General features: G+C 62.4%; 19 protein-coding genes. 5 read left to right on the top strand and 14 right to left on the bottom strand.

Translation table 11 applies throughout. The annotated features are described in order from the left end of the window. Positions 1-467: 467 nt before the first annotated feature. The 11 genes from NDY25_RS10680 to dnaA form a co-directional block, all read right to left on the bottom strand. Positions 468-878 (bottom strand): ExbD/TolR family protein, encoded by a 411-nt coding sequence (locus NDY25_RS10680; protein WP_023901933.1) that lies wholly within the window; start codon positions 876-878, stop codon positions 468-470. A gap of 3 nt (positions 879-881) precedes the next feature. Next, on the bottom strand, positions 882-1304 hold the full coding sequence (locus NDY25_RS10675) for an ExbD/TolR family protein (protein ID WP_023901932.1): 423 nt from the start codon (positions 1302-1304) through the stop codon (positions 882-884). 45 nt (positions 1305-1349) lie between these two features. Further along, a complete protein-coding gene (gene exbB, locus NDY25_RS10670) occupies positions 1350-2114 on the bottom strand; it encodes a TonB-system energizer ExbB (RefSeq protein ID WP_006451798.1) in 765 nt (254 codons plus the stop codon). Between the two features lie 84 nt (positions 2115-2198). After that, positions 2199-2870 carry an energy transducer TonB gene (locus NDY25_RS10665; RefSeq protein WP_006451797.1) on the bottom strand — a complete coding sequence of 224 codons (672 nt, stop codon included), beginning with the start codon at positions 2868-2870 and terminating at the stop codon, positions 2199-2201. A 153-nt stretch (positions 2871-3023) separates the two neighbouring features. After that, entirely contained in the window at positions 3024-4220 is a 1197-nt protein-coding gene (locus NDY25_RS10660) for a tetratricopeptide repeat protein (RefSeq protein ID WP_168959276.1), read from the bottom strand. Positions 4221-4372: 152 nt separating this feature from the next. Then, positions 4373-5179: a M48 family metallopeptidase gene (locus NDY25_RS10655; RefSeq protein ID WP_168959277.1), complete on the bottom strand. Its 807-nt coding sequence runs from the start codon at positions 5177-5179 to the stop codon at positions 4373-4375. Between the two features lie 62 nt (positions 5180-5241). Then, the gene (locus tag NDY25_RS10650; protein WP_168959278.1) at positions 5242-6078 is read right to left on the bottom strand and encodes a CPBP family intramembrane glutamic endopeptidase; all 837 of its coding nucleotides are present in this window, start codon (positions 6076-6078) and stop codon (positions 5242-5244) included. A gap of 69 nt (positions 6079-6147) precedes the next feature. Continuing rightward, positions 6148-8592: a DNA topoisomerase (ATP-hydrolyzing) subunit B gene (gene gyrB, locus NDY25_RS10645; RefSeq protein WP_023901928.1), complete on the bottom strand. Its 2445-nt coding sequence runs from the start codon at positions 8590-8592 to the stop codon at positions 6148-6150. Between the two features lie 114 nt (positions 8593-8706). After that, entirely contained in the window at positions 8707-9813 is a 1107-nt protein-coding gene (gene recF, locus NDY25_RS10640) for a DNA replication/repair protein RecF (protein WP_168959279.1), read from the bottom strand. A 723-nt stretch (positions 9814-10536) separates the two neighbouring features. Continuing rightward, a complete protein-coding gene (dnaN, locus tag NDY25_RS10635) occupies positions 10537-11637 on the bottom strand; it encodes a DNA polymerase III subunit beta (RefSeq protein ID WP_006451791.1) in 1101 nt (366 codons plus the stop codon). Positions 11638-11914: 277 nt separating this feature from the next. Continuing rightward, positions 11915-13243, bottom strand: coding sequence for a chromosomal replication initiator protein DnaA (gene dnaA, locus NDY25_RS10630; RefSeq protein ID WP_006451790.1), 1329 nt, complete (start codon positions 13241-13243; stop codon positions 11915-11917). A gap of 242 nt (positions 13244-13485) precedes the next feature. On the opposite strand from dnaA, the gene rpmH reads away from it, so the two are divergent. The 4 genes from rpmH (at position 13486) to mnmE (ending at position 17273) form a co-directional block, all read left to right on the top strand. Continuing rightward, positions 13486-13626, top strand: coding sequence for a 50S ribosomal protein L34 (gene rpmH / locus NDY25_RS10625; RefSeq protein WP_002805908.1), 141 nt, complete (start codon positions 13486-13488; stop codon positions 13624-13626). Positions 13627-13664: 38 nt separating this feature from the next. Continuing rightward, a complete protein-coding gene (gene rnpA, locus NDY25_RS10620) occupies positions 13665-14111 on the top strand; it encodes a ribonuclease P protein component (RefSeq protein WP_039512801.1) in 447 nt (148 codons plus the stop codon). Positions 14112-14126: 15 nt separating this feature from the next. Then, positions 14127-15848: a membrane protein insertase YidC gene (gene yidC, locus NDY25_RS10615; protein ID WP_168959280.1), complete on the top strand. Its 1722-nt coding sequence runs from the start codon at positions 14127-14129 to the stop codon at positions 15846-15848. A gap of 84 nt (positions 15849-15932) precedes the next feature. Next, on the top strand, positions 15933-17273 hold the full coding sequence (gene mnmE / locus NDY25_RS10610; RefSeq protein WP_168959281.1) for a tRNA uridine-5-carboxymethylaminomethyl(34) synthesis GTPase MnmE: 1341 nt from the start codon (positions 15933-15935) through the stop codon (positions 17271-17273). A 102-nt stretch (positions 17274-17375) separates the two neighbouring features. On the opposite strand, the gene NDY25_RS10605 is transcribed toward mnmE, so the two are convergent. Further along, complete coding sequence (locus tag NDY25_RS10605; protein ID WP_233366585.1) at positions 17376-17654, bottom strand: TonB-dependent receptor; 279 nt, start codon at positions 17652-17654, stop codon at positions 17376-17378. 71 nt (positions 17655-17725) lie between these two features. Between NDY25_RS10605 and NDY25_RS10600 the strand changes: the two genes are divergently transcribed. Beyond that, the gene (locus tag NDY25_RS10600) at positions 17726-18487 is read left to right on the top strand and encodes an IS5 family transposase (RefSeq protein ID WP_256627964.1); all 762 of its coding nucleotides are present in this window, start codon (positions 17726-17728) and stop codon (positions 18485-18487) included. Here NDY25_RS10600 and NDY25_RS10595 read toward each other — a convergent pair. Together NDY25_RS10595 and NDY25_RS10590 are read right to left on the bottom strand one after the other, a co-directional pair. Beyond that, positions 18484-21234 (bottom strand): TonB-dependent receptor, encoded by a 2751-nt coding sequence (locus NDY25_RS10595; RefSeq protein ID WP_251757218.1) that lies wholly within the window; start codon positions 21232-21234, stop codon positions 18484-18486. The genes NDY25_RS10600 and NDY25_RS10595 overlap by 4 nt on opposite strands. 712 nt (positions 21235-21946) lie before the next feature. After that, positions 21947-22804 carry an acid phosphatase gene (locus tag NDY25_RS10590; RefSeq protein WP_168959006.1) on the bottom strand — a complete coding sequence of 286 codons (858 nt, stop codon included), beginning with the start codon at positions 22802-22804 and terminating at the stop codon, positions 21947-21949. Positions 22805-22828 lie beyond the last annotated feature (24 nt).

Raw genomic sequence — 22828 nt, 5'->3', positions numbered from 1 at the left:
GCGTCTATCGAAGCGACGGCACTTACCGAAACACGGAGCTCGGCGGTCTTGAGGTCGCAGATGACACCGAATTCTCGCATGCGGTCCAGACGCCTGATGGCGCCGGCCGCTGCGTTTTGTCGTTTTTCTCGGTTGCTTTAAGGCAGCTGCACGTTATGCATCCCATTACTCGCAACGGAGCAGAGTTTTTCTGCCCCGTTGCGCTATTTACTGCACCATTTACTTCAGTAGTAACTGCATTATCTACTGTACAAAACCGATGCTATCGGCCTGCGCGTTCTTTGCCGCAGCCAATACCTTGGCCATCACTGCATATTCCGCATTTGCACTGGCCGCAGTGCAAAAACAATGCTCGAACACCGAGCCGAAGCGTCGGGCTGCGAATCGATCACGCATAAAAAAACGCCACCGTTTCCGGTGGCGTTTGCAGTCGCGTCATGACTGTTGTGTTGCGGTCTTGCGATGTCTTACTGCATGAAGCCGATCTTCTTCATCTGCGAGTTCTTTGCCGCAGCCAGGACTTTGGCCATCACCTCGTACTCCGCGTCCTGGTTCGCATCGATGCGCAGTTCCGGCTGGTTGGTCGGATCGCTGGCGATCACTTCTTCCATCTTCTGCTGCAGCTGAGCCACCGGCACTGGACTGTTGTTCCAGAACACCTGGTTGCTGGCGTCGATCCGCAACTCGATCGGCGGCGGCGGTTCGGTCGTCTGCGGTGGCGGGTTGAGCACCCGCTGCGGCAGATCCACGGCGATCGGATAGGTCATGATCGGCGCGGTCACGATGAAGATGATCAGCAGCACCAACATCACGTCCACCAGGGGCGTGACGTTGATATCGGCCATCGGGCCACGGTTTCCACCGGTACTGAATGCCATGGCTTACTGCCCCTTCTCTTTGGTCGCGACGAAGCCGATGTCCAACATGCCCTGACCCTGCGCGATCTTGGTGATCTCGTTGATCGTACGCATCTTGGTCGTGCGGTCGCCACGCAGGTTGAGCGGCGGTTGCGGTGTCTGCTGTGCGGCGGTGGACAGGCGCGACTCCAATGCTTCCTTGGAGACCGGCTCGTCGTTCCAGTACAGCGACCCGTCTTCCTTGACGGCCAGGGTGATCGGCGCGGCACGTTTCTCCGGCTCTTCCTTCTGGACCAGGTTGGCCTCGGGCAGCTCCACCTTGACCTTATGGGACATCAGCGGTGCCGTAATGATGAAGATGATCAGCAGCACCAACATCACGTCCACAAGGGGCGTCACATTGATGTCGGCCATCGGGCCACCGCTGTTTCCACTACTGAAGGCCATAACGGGCTCCGTCTAAATCGTTGCGAAGTCGTTCTTTACTACGGATTAGCGAACGCGCGAACCAGTGGCGAAGAAGTCGTGCAGGTCGTGAGCGAAGGTGTCGAACTTGGCGATCACCGAGCTGTTGACCTTGGAGAAGAAGTTGAACGCGAACACCGCCGGGATGGCGACGAACAGACCGATCGCGGTCATGATCAGCGCTTCACCCACCGGGCCGGCAACGGCGTCGATGGAAGCCGAACCGGTTGCACCGATCTTGATCAGCGCGCCGTAGATGCCCCACACGGTACCGAGCAGACCGACGAACGGTGCGGTCGCACCGACGGTGGCGAGCAGGGTCATGCCGGACTGCAGACGGGTGCTTTCGCGGGTCACGGCCTGACGCAGGGCGCGATCGACGAACTCGGAACGGCTCAGGCTCTCGCCCAGACCGCCGGCGCTGGTGCCTTCGGCACGCTGGTGGTGAGCGGCGGCCTGGGCTGCGTCCAGCGCGATCTTGGAGAACGGCTCGGAAGCGGGCTGCTCTTCCATGGCGCGGATGGCGTCCTGTGCATTCGGGGCATCCCAGAACGCGGTGGTGACGCGGTCAGCCGCGCTCTTCAGACGGGTGGCGCGGAAAATGTTGATGACGGTCCAGTACCAGGAGGCAGCGGACATGGCGATCAGGGTGATCAGAACGACCCAGGACACGGCGAAGTCGCCGGGCTGAGAGGTCATTTCGGTGATCAGATGCTCGAAGCCCATCTGCGAAAGAGCGGCCGACGGATTGGAGCCCCCTGCAGCGGCGGCGATAAAGAATTCCTGCAGCATGACGCTTACCTTTGTTGTGTGTGGTGATGAAGGGTGGAGCGAAAGGAAGACAGGATCCTGGGCCGGCCGTAGCCGGCCCGTGGATCAGTTCAGAGCAAAGTTGACCGGGACGCGGACACGTCCGGCGGCTTTCTGCCCGTTGACAGTGGAAGCATTGAACTTCCACTTGCGTGCTGCGTCCATCGCGGCACGGTCAAGGTCGCGGTTGCGGCTGGACTTTTCGACCGACACATTGGTCACGTTGCCGCTTGCATCCACATCCACGATCAGGATGACCTCACCTTGTACACCGGCACGGAATGCAGCCGGCGGATACTTCGGCGGGTTCATGTTCTTGGACGAGATATCGACACTGGCGCCGATGTCATTCGGCGGTTGCGGCGGAGACGGTGGGCTCGGCGGCGTGACGATATCGCTGGGACGCGGTTCGGGAACGTCGACCACCGGAGCTTCCGGCGGCGGCGGAACCGGTGACGGCTTCGGCGGCGACAGATTCTTGACCGGCGGCGGCGGCTTGTCTTCCGGCGGCGGCGGCGGCGGCGGCGGCGGGGGAGGAGGCGGTGCATCCACCAAGGTGACCATGGTGGTGCGCTCCTTCTCAGCCGGAGCCTTCGGCGCCACTGCAGGGATCAGCAACATCATCAGTGCAGTGAGGTGCAAAGCAATTACAAACGCGATGCCGATAATGCGGGCCCAGCTCAGACCCTGGTTCCCGGCATCATAGTCATGCCTGTGGATAACGAGTTGTTCCGTCATGCGCCAATGGCTCTTTCAGTGGGGGCCCCGGATCACGGTGATGATCCCCAGGTTTTCGGACGGCTTTGACACCGCAGGAACTCCCAAGCTTATACCAATCCCGAGTCCTGTAACCACTAAAAACACAGGGATTTCGGGGGTTTATTTTCTTTTTTACTTCAGGTTGATGATCTTCTTTGCGTCTTCAGGTTTTTTGACGCCTTTGGCGATCGCCTGCTGGGCAGCCTGCTTGGCTTCGGGGATACGCCCTTCCGAATGCAGCACCTTGGCCAGATTCAGATAGGTCTCGCCGTCCTTGGAAAGTGGTGCGGCTTTCTGCCAATTCTCGACTGCCTTGGGCACATCCTCGCTGTAGTAATACGACTGCGCCAACGCGAGGTATGTCTGATAATCAGGCTTGAGGATGCCTTTTTGCATACCTTCGTTGATGACAGCGATGACGTCCTTTTCCTTGTTCTCGGTGTTGGCGTAGATCGAGTACAGCTGCTTGTACTCCTTCTCCTCGGTCAACTGCCCGGCAGCGCGCAGCTTGTCCATGACGGCTGCGGCCTTGTCCATCTGGTCGGCCTGCATATACATGCTGGCCAGATTGAGCTGGGCCTTTTTGTCGTTCGGCGTCTTGGCGGCGATCGCCTCGGCGGTCGCGACGGCCTCGCCGGTCTGGCCGGCCTCGGCGTAGGCAGCCATCAACAACTGGTTCCACGTGTCCTTCGGCTCGGGCGAGGCGGCGATGGCCTGCTTCAGCACCGGAATCGCCTCCTTGTACCGCTCGGCCTGATACAGCGCCTGGCCCTTGAGGATCAGGTCTTCCGGGCGCTGCGACTTGCTTTCGTCCAGGTACTTGTCCAGCGTGGCCAGGCCCTCGGCCTGCTGGTCGTCCTGCATCTGCAACTGCGCCAGCATCAGCATCGACTGGAACTGGCCGTTGTTGTCCAGCGCATTCAGACCGATCGCCTGCTGCAGGTATTTCTTGGCAGCGGCGGTGTCGTCGGTGTTGTACGCGGCCTGTGCAGCAAGCTGCGCGGCCAGCGCCTTGTCGGCTTCATTGGCGGCGGAATTGGCCAGGATTTCATCGGCCTGGGTGCGCACGCCATGGTAGTCCTCGCCCTTGTTGAAGGTTTCGATCAGCTTCTGCAGCTTGCTGCCCAGCTTGGACGAGGGCTTGATCGTCGGCGCGGCGCGGGTGGACTGCGGGTACAGCTCTTCGGCCTTGCCGCTGCTCTTGGACTTGCGGCTGGCACGCTCGGACGAGCGGTCCGACTGCGCGACCGCATCGGCGACGACTGCCCCGCCCAGCGACGCGGCGATGAACAGGGACAACAGGGCTTGCTTGCGCTTGAGCAGTTTCATGATTCACCTCGGACGAGCCGCCGTCGGGCGGTACGAAAAGCGGAATGGAAGCTGTACGAAAAATCTGAGCCGGCAAACTTAGCAGAAAGTCTCAGTTCCCGAAAACGGTTTCCATGCTGTGTTGCGATATTCGGTACGTATCAGGGGCGGTTTCAGCCACAGCGTGGCGCCCGGCCGTCTTGTCGCGCCTGCGTGTAGACCGGCTCGAGCTGATTGACGTCGGCCTGCAGTTCGCGGATGCGATTGGCCGGATCGGGGTGAGTGGACAGCCATTGCGGCTGACGGTTGCCACTGGCGGCCATCATGTTCTGCCACAGCGTGACCGCCTGGGCAGGGTCGAAGCCGGCCTGCGCCATCAGGCGTTGTCCGACTACGTCGGCCTCGCTCTCCTGCGTGCGCGAGCCGGGCAGCAGGAACACCGTCTGCGCGGTCATGCCACCGACCTGGTTCACCGCGCTGGCCGCGCCATCGCCGTAGGCCGCGCCAGCCAGCGCGCCGATGATGCCCAGGCCGGTCTGCGCGCCGAGCTGGCGGGTGATGCGCTCTTCATGGTGCCGCGAGATCACATGCCCGATTTCATGACCGAGCACGGCGGCCAGCTGATCCTGGGTCTTGGCGACGGTGAAGATACCGGTGTTCACGCCGACCTTGCCGCCGGGCAGCGCGAACGCATTGGCTTCGTCGTCGACGAACAGCGCGGTTTCCCAGCGGGTTTCGCGCCATTGCGGCGGCAATTGCGCCACCAGGGCATTGACCACGCACTGCACGTAGGCGTTCTGCTTGCCGTCGGTGCTGACCTTTTCCTTGGCCATGGTCTGCGCAAACGACTCCGCGCCAAGCTTGTCGAGTTGGTCTTGCGTGACGCCTCCCACCACCTGTCGGCGGCCGGTCGGCGAAGTTGTGGTGGCACATGCCGTCAACGTAAGGACGGCAACAACGATCAACAGCCTAGCTTTCATTCAATCCCCCTGGAACCCTGGGGGCATTTTGGCAGGCTCGTCTTAACTTTTCGTCAAACGGGTCAGCCGACCCCGAAAAAGTACAGCGCGGCCAGGGCCGTGGCGTTGTTGATGCCGTGCGCGGCGATGGGTGCCCACAGGGTGCCAGTGCGCCAATACAGCCATGCAAATGCCGCACCCATGCTGCCGTAGATCAGCCACAACTGGGCGATGGCGGCCGGACCGTTGCCGCTGATGCCGGGCACTTCATGCACCAGCGCAAAGATCGCGCTGCTCAGCGCGATGCCCAGCCACGGGCGCCCGGCGGCCAGCAGGCGGCCGAACAGCACGCGCCGGAACAGCAATTCCTCGTACGCCGGGGCGATGACCACGGCGAACACCACCAGCGCCAGCGGCCATTGCTTGATCGCTTCTTCCATCAGCGGCAGGTTGGTCGGCACCGGTTTGATGCCCAGCGCCGATGCCGCGACGCTGACCAGATTGCTCAGCACGAACACGGAGACGGCGATCAGGCCGGTCCAGCCCCAGGTCGAGGCACGCCGCGTGGCGGCACGCGAGGCAGCCTGTTCGCCAGCGGTGGCCCGGCGACGCCAGTAGTACAGCAGCACGGCCGGCGTGGCGGTGCTGACCAGTGCAGTGAGCAACTGCACCAGCACTCCGGGTTGACCGATCGCGGCCATGATCTGCGCGGAAGAGGGCGTCAGGCCCTGCGCTTTGGCCGCCTGCACATAGCTGAAGCCGCGTACCGCCCCCCACAGCGCAAAGCCGGCCACGCTGAGCGTCAGCAGCAGGCCGGTGGCGATCAGCACGTCGATCCAGAAGCCGAGCAGTGCGGGAAACAACCGGGACTTGCCGGCAGCGGAGGCCGGAGCCGGGGTCGTTGGAGAATCTGCGCTCATCGTCGTCCTGCGAAAAACCGCGCCCGCGCGGGCATCGCCAAGGCGACGCGCGCGCGTACGACGGAAGGCTCAGATATCCAGGTTGGACACCTTCAGCGCGTTGTCCTCGATGAAATCGCGGCGTGGTTCGACCACATCGCCCATCAAGGTGCTGAAGATCTGATCGGCGGCCACCGCGTCTTCGATGCGTACCTGCAGCAAGCGACGCGTATCCGGGTTGACCGTGGTTTCCCACAGCTGCTCGGCGTTCATTTCGCCCAGGCCCTTGAAGCGCTGCACCTGGCGACCCTTCTTGGCCTCTTCCAGCAACCAGGCGTGCGCCTGCGCAAAGCTGGTGATCGGATGGGTCTTGTTGCCACGCACGATCTGCGCGCCTTCGCGCACCAGACCATCCAGAGCCAGTGCCACCTCGCGTAACGGGCGCAGTTCGCCGCTTTCGAACGCGCCCATCGGCAACACCTGGGTGAATTCCTCGCCCATGTGCTTGCGCACCGCAACCAGCGTGGCAGAGGTGCTGTCGGTGGCCGGGTCGAAGCGCAGCTGGTAGCGCGCCGTGCCCAGGGTGCCGCGGTTGAGCACCGCCTGCAGCTTGTCCAGGGTCGGATGCTGGTCGCCCTCGGCCTGCAGCTTTGCCACGTCCAGCGGCGGCAGGTCGATCAACGCCGTCATCAGCGCCGGGTCGTAACGATGCGCGTTGCGCGCAATCGCCTCGTTGGCGCCGGTGAACAGCATCAGCAGCTTCTCCAGCGCCTCGCCGGTGATCGGCGGCTCGTCGCTGGCCGGAATCAGCGCCGCACCTTCCACCGCGTTGCTGGCCAGGTAAGCGTTGAGCGCCGCGTCGTCCTTGAGATAGAGCTCGCTCTTGCCCTGCTTGAGCTTGTACAGCGGCGGCAGGCCGATATAGATGTAGCCGCGCTCGATCAGCTCCGGCATCTGCCGGTAGAAGAACGTCAGCAGCAGGGTGCGGATGTGCGAGCCGTCGACGTCGGCGTCGGTCATCAGGATGATGCGGTGGTAGCGCAGCTTGTCCGGGTTGTACTCGTCACGGCCGATGCCGGTGCCGAGCGCAGTGATCAGCGTGCCGACCTGGTCGGAGGCCAGCATACGGTCGAAGCGGGCACGTTCGACGTTGAGGATCTTGCCGCGCAGCGGCAGCACCGCCTGGTTCTTGCGGTTGCGACCCTGCTTGGCCGAGCCACCCGCCGAGTCACCCTCGACGATGAACAGTTCGGACAACGCCGGGTCCTTTTCCTGGCAGTCGGCCAGCTTGCCCGGCAGGCCGGCGATGTCCAGCGCGCCCTTGCGGCGGGTCAGATCGCGCGCCTTGCGGGCGGCTTCGCGCGCACGCGCGGCGTCGACGATCTTGCCGGTGATGGCCTTGGCTTCGTTCGGGTTTTCCTGCAGGAATTCCTGCAGGCGCGCACCGAAGGCGTTTTCCACCGCCGGGCGCACGTCCGAGCTGACCAGCTTTTCCTTGGTCTGCGAGGAGAAGCTGGGGTCGGGCACCTTCACCGACAGCACCGCGATCATGCCTTCGCGCATGTCGTCGCCGGTCAGCGCGACCTTGGCCTGCTTGGCGATGCCGTTCTGCTCGATGTAGTTGCTGAGCACGCGCGTCAGCGCGGCGCGGAAACCGGCCAGATGGGTACCGCCATCCTTCTGCGGGATGTTGTTGGTGAAGCAGTACATGGTTTCCTGGTAGGCGTCGGTCCACTGCAGGGCAACGTCCACCACGATGCCGTTGTGCTCGCCGGTCACCGAGATCACATTGGGGTGCAGCGGCGACTTCAGCTGGGCCAGATGCTCCACGAAGCTGCGGATGCCGCCTTCGTAATGGAAATCGTCGCGGCGGCCTTCGCCACGTTCGTCGATCAGCGCGATCTTGACGCCGGAATTGAGGAACGACAGCTCGCGAAGGCGGCGCGCCAGGATGTCGTAATGGAACTCGACATCGCTGAAGATGGCCACGGCCGGCTTGAAGCGCAGCGTGGTGCCGCGCTTGGTCGAGGCTTCCAGCTGCTTGAGCGGGTACTGCGGCTCACCCAGCGCGTATTCCTGCTGGTAGTGGAAGCCGTCACGCCAGATATCCAGCCACAGGTGCTCGGACAGCGCATTGACCACCGAGACGCCCACGCCGTGCAGGCCGCCGGAAACCTTGTAGCTATTGTCGTCGAACTTGCCGCCGGCATGCAGCACGGTGAGGATCACCTCCGCCGCCGATACGCCTTCTTCCTTGTGGATATCGACTGGCACGCCGCGTCCGTTGTCCGACACGGCGACCGAGCCATCGACCAGGATCTTGACCACGATGTCGTCGGCATGGCCGGCCAGGGCCTCATCGACCGAGTTGTCGACCACCTCGAACACCATGTGATGCAGGCCGGTGCCGTCATGGACATCGCCGATGTACATGCCGGGGCGCTTGCGGACGGCTTCCAGGCCACGCAGTACGGTGATCTTGCTGGAATCGTAGGTGCTGTTGGGTGTGGTCGGGGTGTTTTGATCTTCGGTCATGCGCGTGCCGTTAGCTCCACAACACGGGCGAGGGCGGCAGGAGCCGCTTCGCGCCGTGGGAAAAGGGGGATAGCGCATAAATTATACCAGTCGGCCCACCTGTGCCGTGGTTGCTTACTCCGACGCGGCTTGAACGGCGATTTGCCCGTGTTCCACGTGGAACCGATGGAGCAGTTCGCCTGAGTCTGCAAGCCCCGGCGGCATTTCGGTCGCGGTGATGAGTACCTGCGCAGGCGCCGAGGCGAGCCGCTGCAAGACGCGCGCCTGGTGGTGTCGATCCAGCTCAGAACCCAGATCGTCCAATGCAATTACCGGCCATTCGCCACGTTCGTGGGCAAAGTCCTCCGCCTGGGCCAGCAGGCAGGCGAGGGCGGTGAGCTTGGCCTGGCCACGCGAGAGCGCGTCCTTTCCCGGCAGCGCGTCGAAGGCAGGCGTCCAGTCGGCCCGGTGCGGGCCTTGCGAGGTATAGCCATTCTGACGGTCGCGCTCCCGTGCCAACAGCAACGCGTCGGCGAGCGAGACCTCATGGCGCTTCCACCCCGGCGCGAACGTCAGCGCAGACAGGCCTAACGAGGGGGCGATCGCGGTTGCAACGGGAATCAACCGTTCCTGCAGGCGATCCAGGTAGCGAAGGCGCCGCGACGTCAGGGTTTCACCGGATTCGGCAAGCTCGTGATCCCACGCATCGAGCATGCGCGGCTGCGCGCCCTGCTTGAGTAGGGCGTTGCGCTGCTTGAGCGCACGTGCATAACGCCGCCATAGCGCCAGGAAGTCAGGTTCCACGTGGAACAAGCCCCAATCCAGGAAGCGTCGGCGTGGTTCGCCACCGCCGCTGATCAAGACATGGCTGCCCGGCTCAAACGTCACCACCGCCAGCGCGGCACATAACGATCCCAACTGCGCGACATCTTCCCCATCCAGCCGGCCGGTCCATTCCTGGCCGCTATGGCGCAGACCTGCGCGACGCGAGCGTTCGCTGGTCTCGCCGCTGCGCTCGCGCCATTCCACGAACACTTCCAGATCGTCGGCGCCTTGCTGGATCAGCCCATCGCGCACCCGCCCACGGAAACTGCGGCCATAGGCCATCAGATGCAGCGCCTCGAGCACACTGGTCTTGCCTGCGCCGTTATCGCCGGTGAGCAAGTTCAAGGAACTGGCGGGATGAAGCTCGACGGTCTGGAAACGACGAAGTCGATGGATGGACAACCGCACAACGTGCATCGATCGGTTTGCTCTGAGCTAATCCGGCGTCCCGGTCGGGGCGCAGGATACGTGATCGCTGCCAGTTCCGTGCAAACGCCTGTGAAGGCCGGTCAAGGACAGGCAGGGGATAACGTGTGGATAAGTTTGACGCTCAGGAGGGTCCTTCTACTTACCCACAGGTTACAGGCCTGTAAACAGGGCTGAAAACACAGGGTTTCGCGACCTAAAACCACTTTTGAAACAAACACTTAAGGTAGTTTTCGGCGAAATCTGGCCCTACCATCACCACCAAGCTCTTAAGTTATTTCTAGATTTAAAAGCAAAGCTAGATGTGCATAAGTCAAAAACGTACTTGAAATGCCCACAAGCTCGGACGATGGAAGACACCGGTTCGCCTCAGCCGCCGATGTTCCTGATTGCTCGAAAGTGAACTTGTTCAGATTTGTGCCGCGGATGTCATCTTGTTCTTACCGCGATTGGCCGACGGCGCGCTGTTACAGGCCGAGCACTATTTCCGTAAACACGACCTAACCCTCACCGTTGGCAGCCTCGCCTCAGAATGCGGTGCACCACCGACATCGGACAGGCACCCAACTGCGACTCGACAATGAGAGTGGAATCACAGCAGAGCAGGACCGCTTTGTTTTCGATAGTCCGATACTGCGTGGCTTCAGACTTGCTGCCCCGCAAACAAAAAGCCCGGCAATGCCGGGCCCTTCGTGTTCCACGTGGAACGCAACGTCAAAGACGCAGCGGCATCACCACATGACGCGACTTCTCGCTGCTGGCTTCACGCACCAACGCAGAAGAGTTCGCATCACGCAGCTGGATCACTACATGCTCGTCGCGCAACGCGGAGAGGGCATCGAGCAGGTAATTGACGTTGAAGCCAATCGCCAGATCGTCGACCTTGGTATCGGCCTCGATCTCTTCCTGCGCTTCTTCCTGCTCCGGGTTGTGCGCGCTGATCTTGAGCTGACCAGGCGAGACTTCCACACGGACACCGCGGTACTTCTCGTTCGACAGAATCGCAGCACGCTGCAGCGAGGCACGCAACGCTTCACGGTCAACCTTGACCTCGCGATCGGCGCCAATCGGGATCACTGCCTCATAATCCGGAAAGCGGCCATCGATCAGCTTGGAGGTGAAGGTCACATCGCCGCGCTTGACGCGGATATGGCTGCGGCCAACTTCCAGCTCGACTTCGCGGTCCGCCGCTTCCAGCAAACGCAACAATTCGGTCACACCCTTGCGCGGCACGATGATCTGGCGCTTGGCGCCGCCGGCCTTCTCCAGCTCCATTTCGCACAACGCCAGACGGTGGCCGTCGGTGGCCACACAGCGCAGCAGGCCGTCGCGCAGATCGAACAGCAGGCCGTTGAGGTAATAGCGCACGTCCTGCTGGGCCATGGCGAACGCGGTGCGCTCGATTAGCTCCTTCAATCCGGCTTCCGGCACCACCACACGCTCGGTGGCCTCGACTTCGTCCACCGATGGGAAGTCGTTGGCAGGCAGCGTGGCCAGGGTGAAGCGGCTACGCCCAGCCTGCACGGTGACCTTGTCGCCGGTCTGCGAGATGGTGACGCGGCTGCCGTCGGGCAGGGCGCGCAGGATGTCGAACAACTTGCGGGCCGGGATGGTGGTTTCGCCGTCCTGCGCGTCTTCCACCATCGTGCGCGAGATCATTTCCACTTCCAGGTCCGTGCCGGTCAATGAGACCTGTCCGTCCTTGACCTGCACCAGCAGGTTGGCCAGAACAGGCAGGGTTTGACGGCGTTCGACCACATTGACCACTTGGGCCAACGGTTTGAGGAAGGCTTCGCGCTGCAGTGTAAAACGCATGTGGTTCCGTGCCCCTATGCTTTAAAAGATAATGGAATAAATCAAAAGCTTGGTGGTGATGGTAGGGCCGTTTTCAGCGGATAACCACCATAACTATTTGTTTCCAAAGATATTTCAGCGCCTGAAAGTCGTTGGACTAGTGCCCCTGGTCTAGCGGTAAAACCTGTGGATAGTTTTTCGCTCGAACCGCGAGGCAACGTTATCCACAGATTCTCCCGCATTTGACCCCAACGTTTCCACGCTTTTCTCCAAGCGGGCCGTCAAGGGCCGAAACGACTCACTCGCTGAGCTTGCGAATCAGCTTTTCCCAGTCCTCGCGCAGCTTGCCGTCGGCTTCCATCAGCGTGCGGATCTGCCGACAGGCATGCAGCACGGTGGTGTGGTCGCGGCCCGCAAAGGCGTCGCCGATCTCCGGCAGGCTGTGTTCGGTGAGCTCCTTGGCCAACGCCATCGCCACCTGGCGCGGACGCGCCAGCGAACGGGTGCGCCGCTTGGAGAGCAGATCCTTCATCTGCAGGCCGTAGTAGTCCGCCACGGTCTTCTGGATATTGGGGATGCCGATCGCCTGCTGCTGGGCGCGCAGCAGGTCGCGCAGCGTCTCCTGGGCGAATTCCACGGTGATCGAGCGCCCGGTGAAGTTGGCACGCGCCACCAGGGTGTTGAGCGCGCCTTCCAGATCGCGCACGTTGGAGCGCATCTTCTTGGCGATCAAAAACGCCACGTCGTCCGGAATGTCGGCGCCGCGCTCGCGCGCCTTGGCCAGCACGATGGCCGCGCGGGTCTCGAAATCGGGCGGATCGATCGCCACCGACAGGCCCCAGGCCAGGCGCGACTTCAGACGCGGCTCCAGGCCCTCGACTTCGCGCGGATAGCGATCGCAGGTGAGGATGATCTGCTGGCGACCATCGAACAGCGCGTTGAAGGTGTGGAAAAACTCCTCCTGCGTGCGGTCCTTGCCGGCGAAAAACTGGATGTCGTCGATCAGCAGCGCGTCGATCTGCTGGAACTGGCGCTTGAACTGGTCCATCGCCTTGTCCTGCAGCGCCCGGATCATCGCGCTGAAGAACTGTTCCGAACGCAGATACATCACCTTGGCTGCCGGATTGGCCTGGCGCAGTGCATTGCCAGCGGCGAACATCAGGTGGGTCTTGCCCAGGCCGGTGCTGCCGTACAGCAGCAGCGGGTTGTGCGCACGGTCGCCCGGCTTCTGCGCGGCCTGGATGGCGGCGGCCAGCCCCAGCTGGTTGCTGCGGCCTTCGACGAAATTGGCGAAGGTGTAGTGCGAATCCAGGTTGCCGGCAAACGGCACGATCGGTGCGGCAGCCGGCGCACTGGGCGCGGCCATCGGTGCCGGCAACGGGTCTGGTGCACGTGGACGCGAACCGACCGCCAGCGCCACTTCGCCATTGCCGACGAAGTACGCCACCAGTTCGCGGATGCGCGGCAGATAACGTTCACGGACCTGGTCGACGATGAAGGCATTCGGCGCGTACAGCACGATGCTGTCGCCGCGGTCTTCGGCTTGCAGGGGTTTCAACCAGGTGTGGACGTCTTCGGGCGGGAATTCAGCTTCGAGACGTTCCAGACAGCGGGGCCAAGCATCCATCAAAGTATGATCATCTGTTGCTGGCTGCGGCGCGCAGAAAAGCGCCGTGCTCGCAGCCCGGTAGTGAAAAGAGGATGGGCCAGACTAGCACCGAGGGCAGGGTTTTCCCAGACTTATTCACAGGTCCATCCACAGGCTGCTGCCATCCTCACCTGCGGTAAAGCGTTTGGGGAGTTGACCGGCGCTGTAGAGGTCCTATAGAATTTCCGGTTCTATTCGTCTCCATCCATGCAGAGGGCCCCATGGCCACCAAGCGTACTTTCCAACCCAGCAACCTCAAGCGAGCACGCGACCATGGCTTCCGCGCACGTATGGCAACTGCCGACGGCCGCAAGATCCTGGCTCGCCGCCGCGCCAAGGGCCGCAAGCGCCTGAGCGCTTGATTGCCGCGCCGCTCCCCGCGGCCGAGGCAGTCCCTACCGTGAACGCATCGAACCCGTGCAGGCGATTTCCTCGCTCTGCGCGGGTTCGTACGCGTGCGCAATATACGGTCGTTTTCGATACTGCACGTCGCACCTCGGACCCGTTGCTCAGCCTGCACTGGCGGACCGGCGATACGCCGCCGCGCCTGGGCATGGCGGTGTCGCGCAAGGTCGATACGCGTGCGGTTGGACGTAACCGCATCAAACGCGTGTTGCGCGATGCCATGCGGCACCTGTTGCCCGAGCTGGCCGGTGGTGATTACGTCATCGTGGCGCGCTCGGCCGCCGCAAAAGCGACCAATCCACAGATTCGCGACGCCTTCCTGCGTCTGCTGCGCCGTGCCGGCGCATTGCCCCTGCCTGCTGCGCCCGGCACAATGCCGCCCGCCAGGACGATGCACCCATCCTCCCTTTCCCCGACAGAGCCGGAACCCAGTTCCGACTGAGCGAGTTGCTGCCCGATGAACCAGACCCGTGTTTTCCTGATTTTTGCCTGGCTGATGGTCGCGGCGTTGCTGTGGATGGAGTGGGGCAAGGAGAAGACGGCTGCCAATGCGCCGGCTGTGGCAACGACCCAGTCGGTGCCGGCTGCGCGCGATCTGGATGCAGCTGCGACCGCGGCCAATGTGCCGGCGGCCCAGGCCATCCCGCAGGCGGGCGTGCCAGGCACGGTGCCGGCCACCAGCACCACCACCGCGACACCAGCAGCTGCCGGCGCTGCACCGGTGGTGACGCTGACCTCGGACGTGCTGCGTCTGAAGCTGGATGGCCGCAGCGTGCTCGATGCCGAACTGCTGCAGTTTCCGCAGACCAAGGACGGCACCGCGCCGGTCAGCCTGCTGACCGAAGACGCCGCGCACCCATACAACGCCACCAGCGGCTGGGCCAGCGAGCATTCGCCGGTGCCGGGCGTGGGCGGCTTCCGTGCCGAACAGCCGGGCACCGCGTTCGAACTGGCCAAGGGCCAGAACACCTTGGTGGTGCCGTTCGTGTGGACGGGCCCCAACGGCGTGTCGATCCGCCGCACCTTCACCCTGGAACGTGGTCGCTATGCGATCTCGATCAAGGACGAGGTGATCAACAAGAGCGGCGCGCCGTGGAACGGCTATGTGTTCCGCAAGTTGAGCCGGGTGCCGACCATCCTCAGCCGCGGCATGACCAACCCGGATTCCTTCAGCTTCAACGGGGCGACCTGGTACAGCCCGCAGGAAGGCTACGAGCGTCGCGCGTTCAAGGACTACATGGACGATGGCGGCCTGAATCGCCAGATCACCGGCGGCTGGGTGGCGCTATTGCAGCACCACTTCTTTACCGCATGGATTCCGCAGAAGGACCAGGCCTCGTTGTATGTGCTGAACCAGGACGGCCCGCGTGACGTGGCCGAGCTGCGCGGCCCGGCCTTCACCGTGGCGCCGGGCCAGACCGCCAGCACCGAGGCGCGCCTGTGGGTGGGCCCGAAGCTGGTCAGCCTGATCGCCAAGGAAGACGTGAAGGGCCTGGACCGTGTGGTCGATTACAGCCGCTTCTCGATCATGGCCATCATCGGCCAGGGCCTGTTCTGGGTGCTGAGCCATCTGCACAGCTTCCTGCACAACTGGGGCTGGGCCATCATCGGCCTGGTGGTGCTGCTGCGCCTGGCGCTGTATCCGTTGTCGGCCGCGCAGTACAAGTCCGGTGCCAAGATGCGCCGCTTCCAGCCGCGCCTGGCGCAGTTGAAGGAGCGTTATGGCGACGATCGCGTCAAGTATCAGCAGGCGACGATGGAGTTGTTCAAGAAGGAAAAGATCAACCCGATGGGCGGCTGCCTGCCGCTGCTGATCCAGATGCCGATCTTCTTCGCGCTGTACTGGGTGCTGGTGGAATCGGTGGAACTGCGTCAGGCGCCGTGGCTGGGCTGGATCCAGGATCTGACCGCGCGCGATCCATACTTCATCCTGCCGGTGCTCAACATCGCCATCATGTGGGCCACGCAAAAGCTGACCCCGACCCCGGGCATGGACCCGATGCAGGCCAAGATGATGCAGTTCATGCCGCTGGTGTTCGGCGTCATGATGGCCTTCATGCCGGCCGGCCTGGTGCTGTACTGGGTGGTCAACGGTGGCCTCGGTCTGCTGATCCAGTGGTGGATGATCCGCCAGCACGGCGAGAAGCCGAGCAAGATCATCCAGGCCAACGCCAAGTGATCTGAAGAAGGCCCGCCGCAAGGCGGGTTTTCTGCATGCGCGCCTGCAAGCCACGTTTCTGACCACACGCCGTACCAACAGCCTATGTCTTCTTCGCCATCGACCATTGTTGCCATCGCCAGCGCCGCCGGAACCGGAGGCATCGGCATCGTGCGGCTGTCCGGCCCGCAGGCTGCGCAGATCGCCGCCGCGCTGGGCATTGCCACGTTGCAGCCACGGTACGCGCGCTACGCACGCTTTCGCGACGCACAGGGCGAGGTGATCGACGACGGTATCGCGCTGTGGTTTCCGGCGCCGCACAGTTTTACCGGCGAAGACGTGGTGGAGTTGCAAGGCCATGGCAGCCCGGTGTTGCTGCGGCAGGTGGTGGCGCGCTGTATCGCACTGGGCGCACGGCAGGCACGCGCGGGCGAATTCAGCGAGCGTGCGTTTCTCAACGGCAAACTCGATCTTGCGCAGGCAGAGGCCATCGCCGACCTGATTGCCGCCGGCGATCTGCGCGCTGCGCGTGCCGCGCGGCGCTCGCTGGATGGTGTGTTCTCGCGCCGCGTCGATGCAGTCAGCGACAGCCTCACGCGTTTGCGCATCCATGTGGAGGCGGCGATCGATTTTGCCGATGAGCCGCTGGATACGCTGGGCGGCACGCAGGTGCGCGATGGACTGACGCATGCACGCAGCTTGCTCGCGCAGCTACTGCGCGATGCCGAACGTGGACGCAAACTGCGCGACGGCCTGCATGCGGTGTTGATCGGTCCGCCTAACGCCGGCAAGAGTTCCTTGCTCAATGCACTGGCCGGCAGCGAGCGCGCCATCGTCACCGATGTCGCTGGCACCACGCGCGACACATTGCAGGAAACCATCCAGCTCGATGGCTTCGAACTGACCCTGGTCGACACTGCGGGCTTGCGCGATGGCGGCGATGCGATCGAACGCGAAGGCATGCGCCGCGCACGCGCGGAACTGCAGCGCGCCGACCTGGCGCTGATCGTGCTGGATGCACGCAACCCGCAAACCGCACGCGATGCGATCGGCGATGCCATTGATGCGGTGCCGCGGCAGCTGTGGATTCACAATAAATGCGATCTGCTGGTAGATGCTCTGAAACTCGATAGCGATGCAATCGCGGTCTCTGCAGTGACCGGGCAGGGTTTGGAGCAGTTGCACGTGCGTCTGCGCGAACTCGCACTGGGCGATGGCGTAGAAAGCGTGGAAGGCGAATTCTCCGCACGCACGCGGCATGTCGAAGCACTGCGTCGCGCCGAACAACACGCGGATGCGGCGGATCTGGAACTGGGTTTCGAACAACTCGAACTGGCCGCAGAAGAACTGCGCCTGGCGCATGAAGCGCTCGGCGAGATCACCGGCAAGCTGAGTGCCGACGAGTTGCTGGGCAAGATCTTTTCGAGTTTTTGTATTGGTAAGTGATGCGGCGCTGCGCAGCGTGCAGCTGCGATCTTGCATTCGCCAATTAAAAAATCCGGCCTCTTACGAGACCGGATTTCGTATGTAAAACGCTGATACCGCGACTTAGAAGTCGTAGCGAGCGGTCAACCGGAACGAGCGCGGCGTCTGATAATTGACATCGTTCAAGTAGTTCGGGCTGATCACATCACGCGAGGCCTCACTGAACTCGTTGTACTCGGTGACCCGGTCGTTGTTGAACAGGTTGAACACGTCGAGCTTGAAGCGCAGCTTGTTGTCGGCCCAGTTGGGGATGTACGCCGCCGCCAGATCGAAGGTCCAGGTCCACGGTGTGCGGCCTTCGTCGCCACGCTGCCGAAGGACACGTGTGCCCTCGGCGTTCAAGCAATAGAAACTCGAACCACTGTAGTTAGGGCCTGTTAACACTAATGGCCCGAGCGATTAAACTATTGGTCATGGAGATCACGCCAGCACAATTTTCTCTGATCGAACACTGCCTGCCGGCGCAGCGCGGCAATGTCAGCATGACCAACCTGCAAGTGGTCAACGCCATCCTTTACGTTGCCGAGCATGGCTGCAAATGGCGCGGCCTACCCAAGCGCTTTGGCAACTGGCATACGGTCTACACACGCATGAACCGTTGGGCCAAGGCGGGTGTGCTGGACCGGATGTTCGCCCAATTGCAGAAGTCCCAGATCGTGCGCATCAAGATCGAAGCAGTCTCGCTGGACTCCACCAGCGTCAAGGTCCATCCCGATGGCACGGGTGCATTAAAAAACGGCCCGCAGGCCGTCGGCAAGTCTCGCGGTGGATGGAACACCAAGATTCATATGGTTGCCGCAGATGCTCGAACAGCCATCACCTTTGGATTGACGCCTGGCAACGTGCATGACGCACCTGCAGGCCGCGCGTTGCTTGAACACCTGGGGCCAGTGGAGCGGCCGATTCATTTGTTGATGGACCGTGCTTACGAAGGCAACGAAACCCGCCAGTTGGCGCTCGATCTTGGCTTCGTGCCGGTGGTCCCGCCGAAATCCAATCGGGTCGAGCCTTGGGAATACAACCGGGAGATGTACAAGCGGCGTAACGAAGTGGAGAGACTGTTCCGTCGCTTGAAAGGCTACCGCCGGATTTTCTCGCGCTTCGAGAAGCTGGATGTCATGTTCCTTGGATTCCTCAGCTTCGTCCTAGTCGTTGATGGGCTTCGGATGTGTTAACAGGCCCTAGTCAGCGACCCTTGGTCGGGCTGCGGGATGTCGTCCAGCGGGATGTAGCCTTGGCAATTGACCGGGCGACCGGACTGCAATACCAGGTTGCCGCCGAACTGCCATTCCGGTGTGAGGTTGTAGGCGCCGAACAGCTTGAGGGTGTGCTGGCGATCGTTCGGTGTCGGCCCGTAGGTGCCATCGGTGAACAGGCGGTGGTCGAAGTCCTGCGTCAAGCCCGGATCTTCCTGTTCCAACGTGGAATTGACGTAGCCCTCCACATTGCCGCGCGTTCTGGCAAACGTGTAGGAACCCTGGAAGTTGAACTTCTCCCCGGTGCGCTCCCAGAAGAACTCCAGCGCGGTGTGGATACGCCGATATTCAGGCAGGCCGAGATACGAAGCCGGCAGGGTCGCCAGTTCCACTTCGCCATCGCCATTCAAGTCGACATTGAGAGTGACGTCGTTACCCGGATTCAGGAAATAGCAGCTCGGGACCGAACTCGGATCGAAGTCGGTAAAGCCGTTGTCTGCAGCCCAGTCGATCCAGGGATTGGTTGTGCAGGTATCGTCCATGCCGGACTTCACTTCGCGGCGGATCATGCGAACGCCCGCCATCCAGTTTTCCGTCAATTGCAGCTGCCCGCCCAGAATCACCTCGTCCTGGTACATGGGCGAAAGATTGGTGGATGCAACCGAGGCCGGGTTTGGCGCAACCAGTGAGCCATTGGCCTGGGTCGCGCCAATCTGTGCGCCCTGACCGACCGGCGTGCCGTCGGCTTCACTCCACCCATTGACGAAGTACCAACTGGACACAGTCGACTCTGCGCCCGTTGCACGGATACTGGAGTTTGTGGCGACCGGGATGTAGTAGCGGCCGGCGGTACCGAATAGCTTCAAGCTGGCGTCGCCGAGCACATCCCATGAGAAACCGAGTCGCGGTGCGAGTTTATAATCGGATTCGACCCAGGCAATACCATCGCCATTCTTGTTTTCGAACTTCTCGCCGCGCAGACCGAGCACCGCGAGGAAGTTTTCCGTCACTTGCCAATTGTCTTCAAGATAAAACGCGCTGTTGGTGTTTTCATAGCTGGAACTACTGGTCTGATAGACGCGCGAACGTGCGTAAAGCGCGCCACGCGGAACCAATTGACCGTTCACAGTACGACCCGGCTGCCCTGCAAATGCGCCAGTGGCTACCGAGTTGCCTGGGACTAAGTAATACGCCCAGTTGATTCCGCCGGCGTAGGTCTGACCGCGATGGCTGGACTCGTAGTTTTCCTGGTCGACACCGAAGCGTAGCCGGTGATCGCCTAGCACCCATTCACCGTCGACACGGAATGCCTTGCGGATGTCTTCGTCCGGTTCGGCATTCAAATCGGCGATGGTCGAAATGGTTCCTGGATTGCAGCCGATGTAGCGATCCACCGTGCTGGTGGTCAACCCGAAGCTGTACGCCCATGGGCACTCGCCGCCCGCAGGATTGGCCGGCAGGCGCGAGTCGATCAGATTGCTCAGATAGCCGTACTGCGCCGATAGCGTGAAGTTATCGGTGAAGTAGCCGGTGTATTTGAGGATGCCGACCTTGCCGCCGTTTTCCATCTCGTACTGCTCGATCGGCACTTCGTGCCGGCCAACGTTGTAGCGGTTATCGCCGTTGGCGTCGGTGGCGTATTCGTAGGTACGGTACTTGGTCTTGGCCTGGTTGTAGATGCCGGTGAATTCGACCAGATTGCTGTCGTTGATATACCAATCGAGCTTGACCAAGCCCTGCGGGGTCGTGTCACTGACGCGCCGGCTGGTCAGCGCGTAGAAGTTGTCTTCAGTCTCCTGGCGGCCTTCCACCATTGCAAAGAAAAACAAGCGGTCCTTGACGATCGGGCCGCTGGCATACGCAGAGTAAATGGTGCTGTCGAACTGATCGTCGCTGCGGTACTGGTACAGCGGGTCTGACGCGTCGGGGTCGCGTTCGCGGACGTTTTTACCTGCCGCCGCGCCCCAGTCTGGCGCCCATTCGACACTGCCGCCGTAGTGCCAGTCGTTGGAGCCGGCTTTGGTGACGATGCTGACGATGCCGCCCAGCGAGCGACCATATTCTGCGCCGTAGCCGCCGGTCTTGATCTGCAGCTGTCCAATGCCCTGGAACGGCACATTGGCGAAGGACAGGAACGTGCGCATGTTCGTGACGTCGAAGCCGTTGATGTAATAGCCGTTCTCGGCCACCGACGAGCCGCCGAACGAAGCGAGATTGCCTGCGCCCAGGCCGCTATCGCCGCGGACTGCGCCAGGCGCGAGCAGCGCGACCGAGGAGACATCGCTGGCAACCGGCAGCGAAACCATCTGCTCGGCAGTGAATACCGTGGTGGATTCCACCGAGGACACGTCGATTGGATTGAAAGCACGCGCGCCTACCACCTCGATCCGGTCAAGCGTTTTGGCCTGACTGCCGAGCAGTACCTGCGAGCCGCTGCCGACCTTGACCTCGACCTCGCGAGTGACCCCGTCCGCAGTGATTACGTATTTACCCGGCGGCAGCTGGCTGAACGTGAATCGGCCATCGGCAGCGGCAGTGGCTGAACGACTCACGCCCGTCTGCGGGCTTTGAATGGCGATGGTGCTGCCAGGCTGCCCGGTACCGAAAATGGAGCCCACCGCGCTCTGCGCCTGTACACCGCCGGCAACACACATACTCAGCGCAATGCTCAAGGCACTACGTGTGATGTTCTTGGACAAGGCACTACGAACCCCTGGACGTGTCATTCCTCTCTCTCCTGATGAAGTACCGTCACACCGACTGCAAGACGTAAAACTCAACTGCCTGTGGCAATTGAGGGGGGAAGGCGCTTCGAGAAAACCTGACCAACCGAGCTCGTCACTTTCCTGAAGGCTGTCTGAAGATTAACCCAAGATTTACGGAGATGTCATCTTCCGGGAACTTTTTGATGAAACAGGGCTTCCTGGCCAGGAATTGCTTGTCGGATTCATGTAGTGAGCGCCTGTCCCCCGGTCCAACGCGGCTGGTGTCGTCGTCCCACGTCTTCGTCCAGGCGACGAGTACGCATCCGGCGCCTTCGCCGACAGTGAGCACGCTGCCCGACCGAGCGAAGCGCCGCTGCGACCTGTCATCGCGGTGGGGACGGACAGCGAGATGTCTATTGCCGTGAACGGGCAAGTGCCAGGCCGGTCGGCCGGGTTGGTGAGCATCGGCTCGCATTGATCATGCAGAACATGCGGGAGGGGCTGGCGCCGGACGCGCGCGTGCGCAGAGTGATCGAGGCCAGGCGGTCTCGATCAACGTAGTCGATCTACTCAATGCGTCTATGGCCGGCCAGTGTCCGGCGGAGTGATGCCGAGGCCGGGATCAGTCGAGGTCCAATACCGCGTATTCAACAGACGTTGGATGCATGGTCCAACGCGCAGTGGCCGAGCGTTGTCTGGAGCAGGTTGCAGTGATCCGATCCTGTCGTATCGCTTACATCACACCCGGCAACACCGTCTGCAGTGCCGCGTTTTCGGCATCGCACGCTTGCGGTGTGTGCGTCGCTGATTGCTTCGCACGCGCCAGCGCGATCTCGCGGCGTGCGGCGGCCATGTCTTTCTGGAATTCGGGGTTGTCGTGCAGGGCGGCGACGGTGGCGGCGGCCATCATGCGGCCCTGGATGACATCGCTCTGCCAGTGCACGTTGCAGACCAGGCGGCTGTCGCCGAAGGCGCGGCCGCGCGCGAGCAGGGCATCGCGTTGTGCAGGGGCGAGTTCGGCCAGGATCAGGCCCCAGCTCCAGCCGATGGCGGTGTGGCCGGAGGGGTAGGAGCCGTTCTTGCGCAGCGCGTTGTCGTCGGCGGGCGTGCACATCGGTTGGTCGTTGCGCATGAACGGTCGTGGGCGTTGGTAGCGTGCCTTGGCCGCGCTGGTGCTGCTGCTGGCGTCGCGCATGCTGCGTTCGAGCAGGCGCAGCAGGTGTGGGGTGCTGGTCTGGTCGATCTGCACGCCAAGCGCGCAGCTGAAGTGACTGGCGGCAGCGGGGAAAGTCAGTGCGGCGTCCTGTGTGGCCAGGTTCCAACGCGGTGTGCCGCGCAACGCGAGCATGGCCTTGGCGATGGCTTCGTCGTTGGCCAGCGCGGCGCTGCCGTCCTGCGGCGGTGGCGGCACCAGGCGCAGGCTGTCGGGCAACTGTTCTTTTTCAAGATATCCACGCGCATCGGTGGCGATCACCGAGCCTGTCGATGCTGGTTTTTCCCGCGCGCTCAGCATGCCGCTGCCGACGACTAGCGCGGCGATGGCGATGCCGGTCAGCGTCCGAGAATAAGAGCGAGCAATGCGATGCGACATGGACCAACCCTCAACAACGCGCAT

This window comes from Xanthomonas hortorum pv. pelargonii, from assembly GCF_024499015.1.
GTDB lineage: Bacteria > Pseudomonadota > Gammaproteobacteria > Xanthomonadales > Xanthomonadaceae > Xanthomonas > Xanthomonas hortorum_B.
The sequence above is the reverse complement of the archived record's forward strand: the minus strand, read 5'-3'. Positions and strand labels throughout refer to the sequence as shown.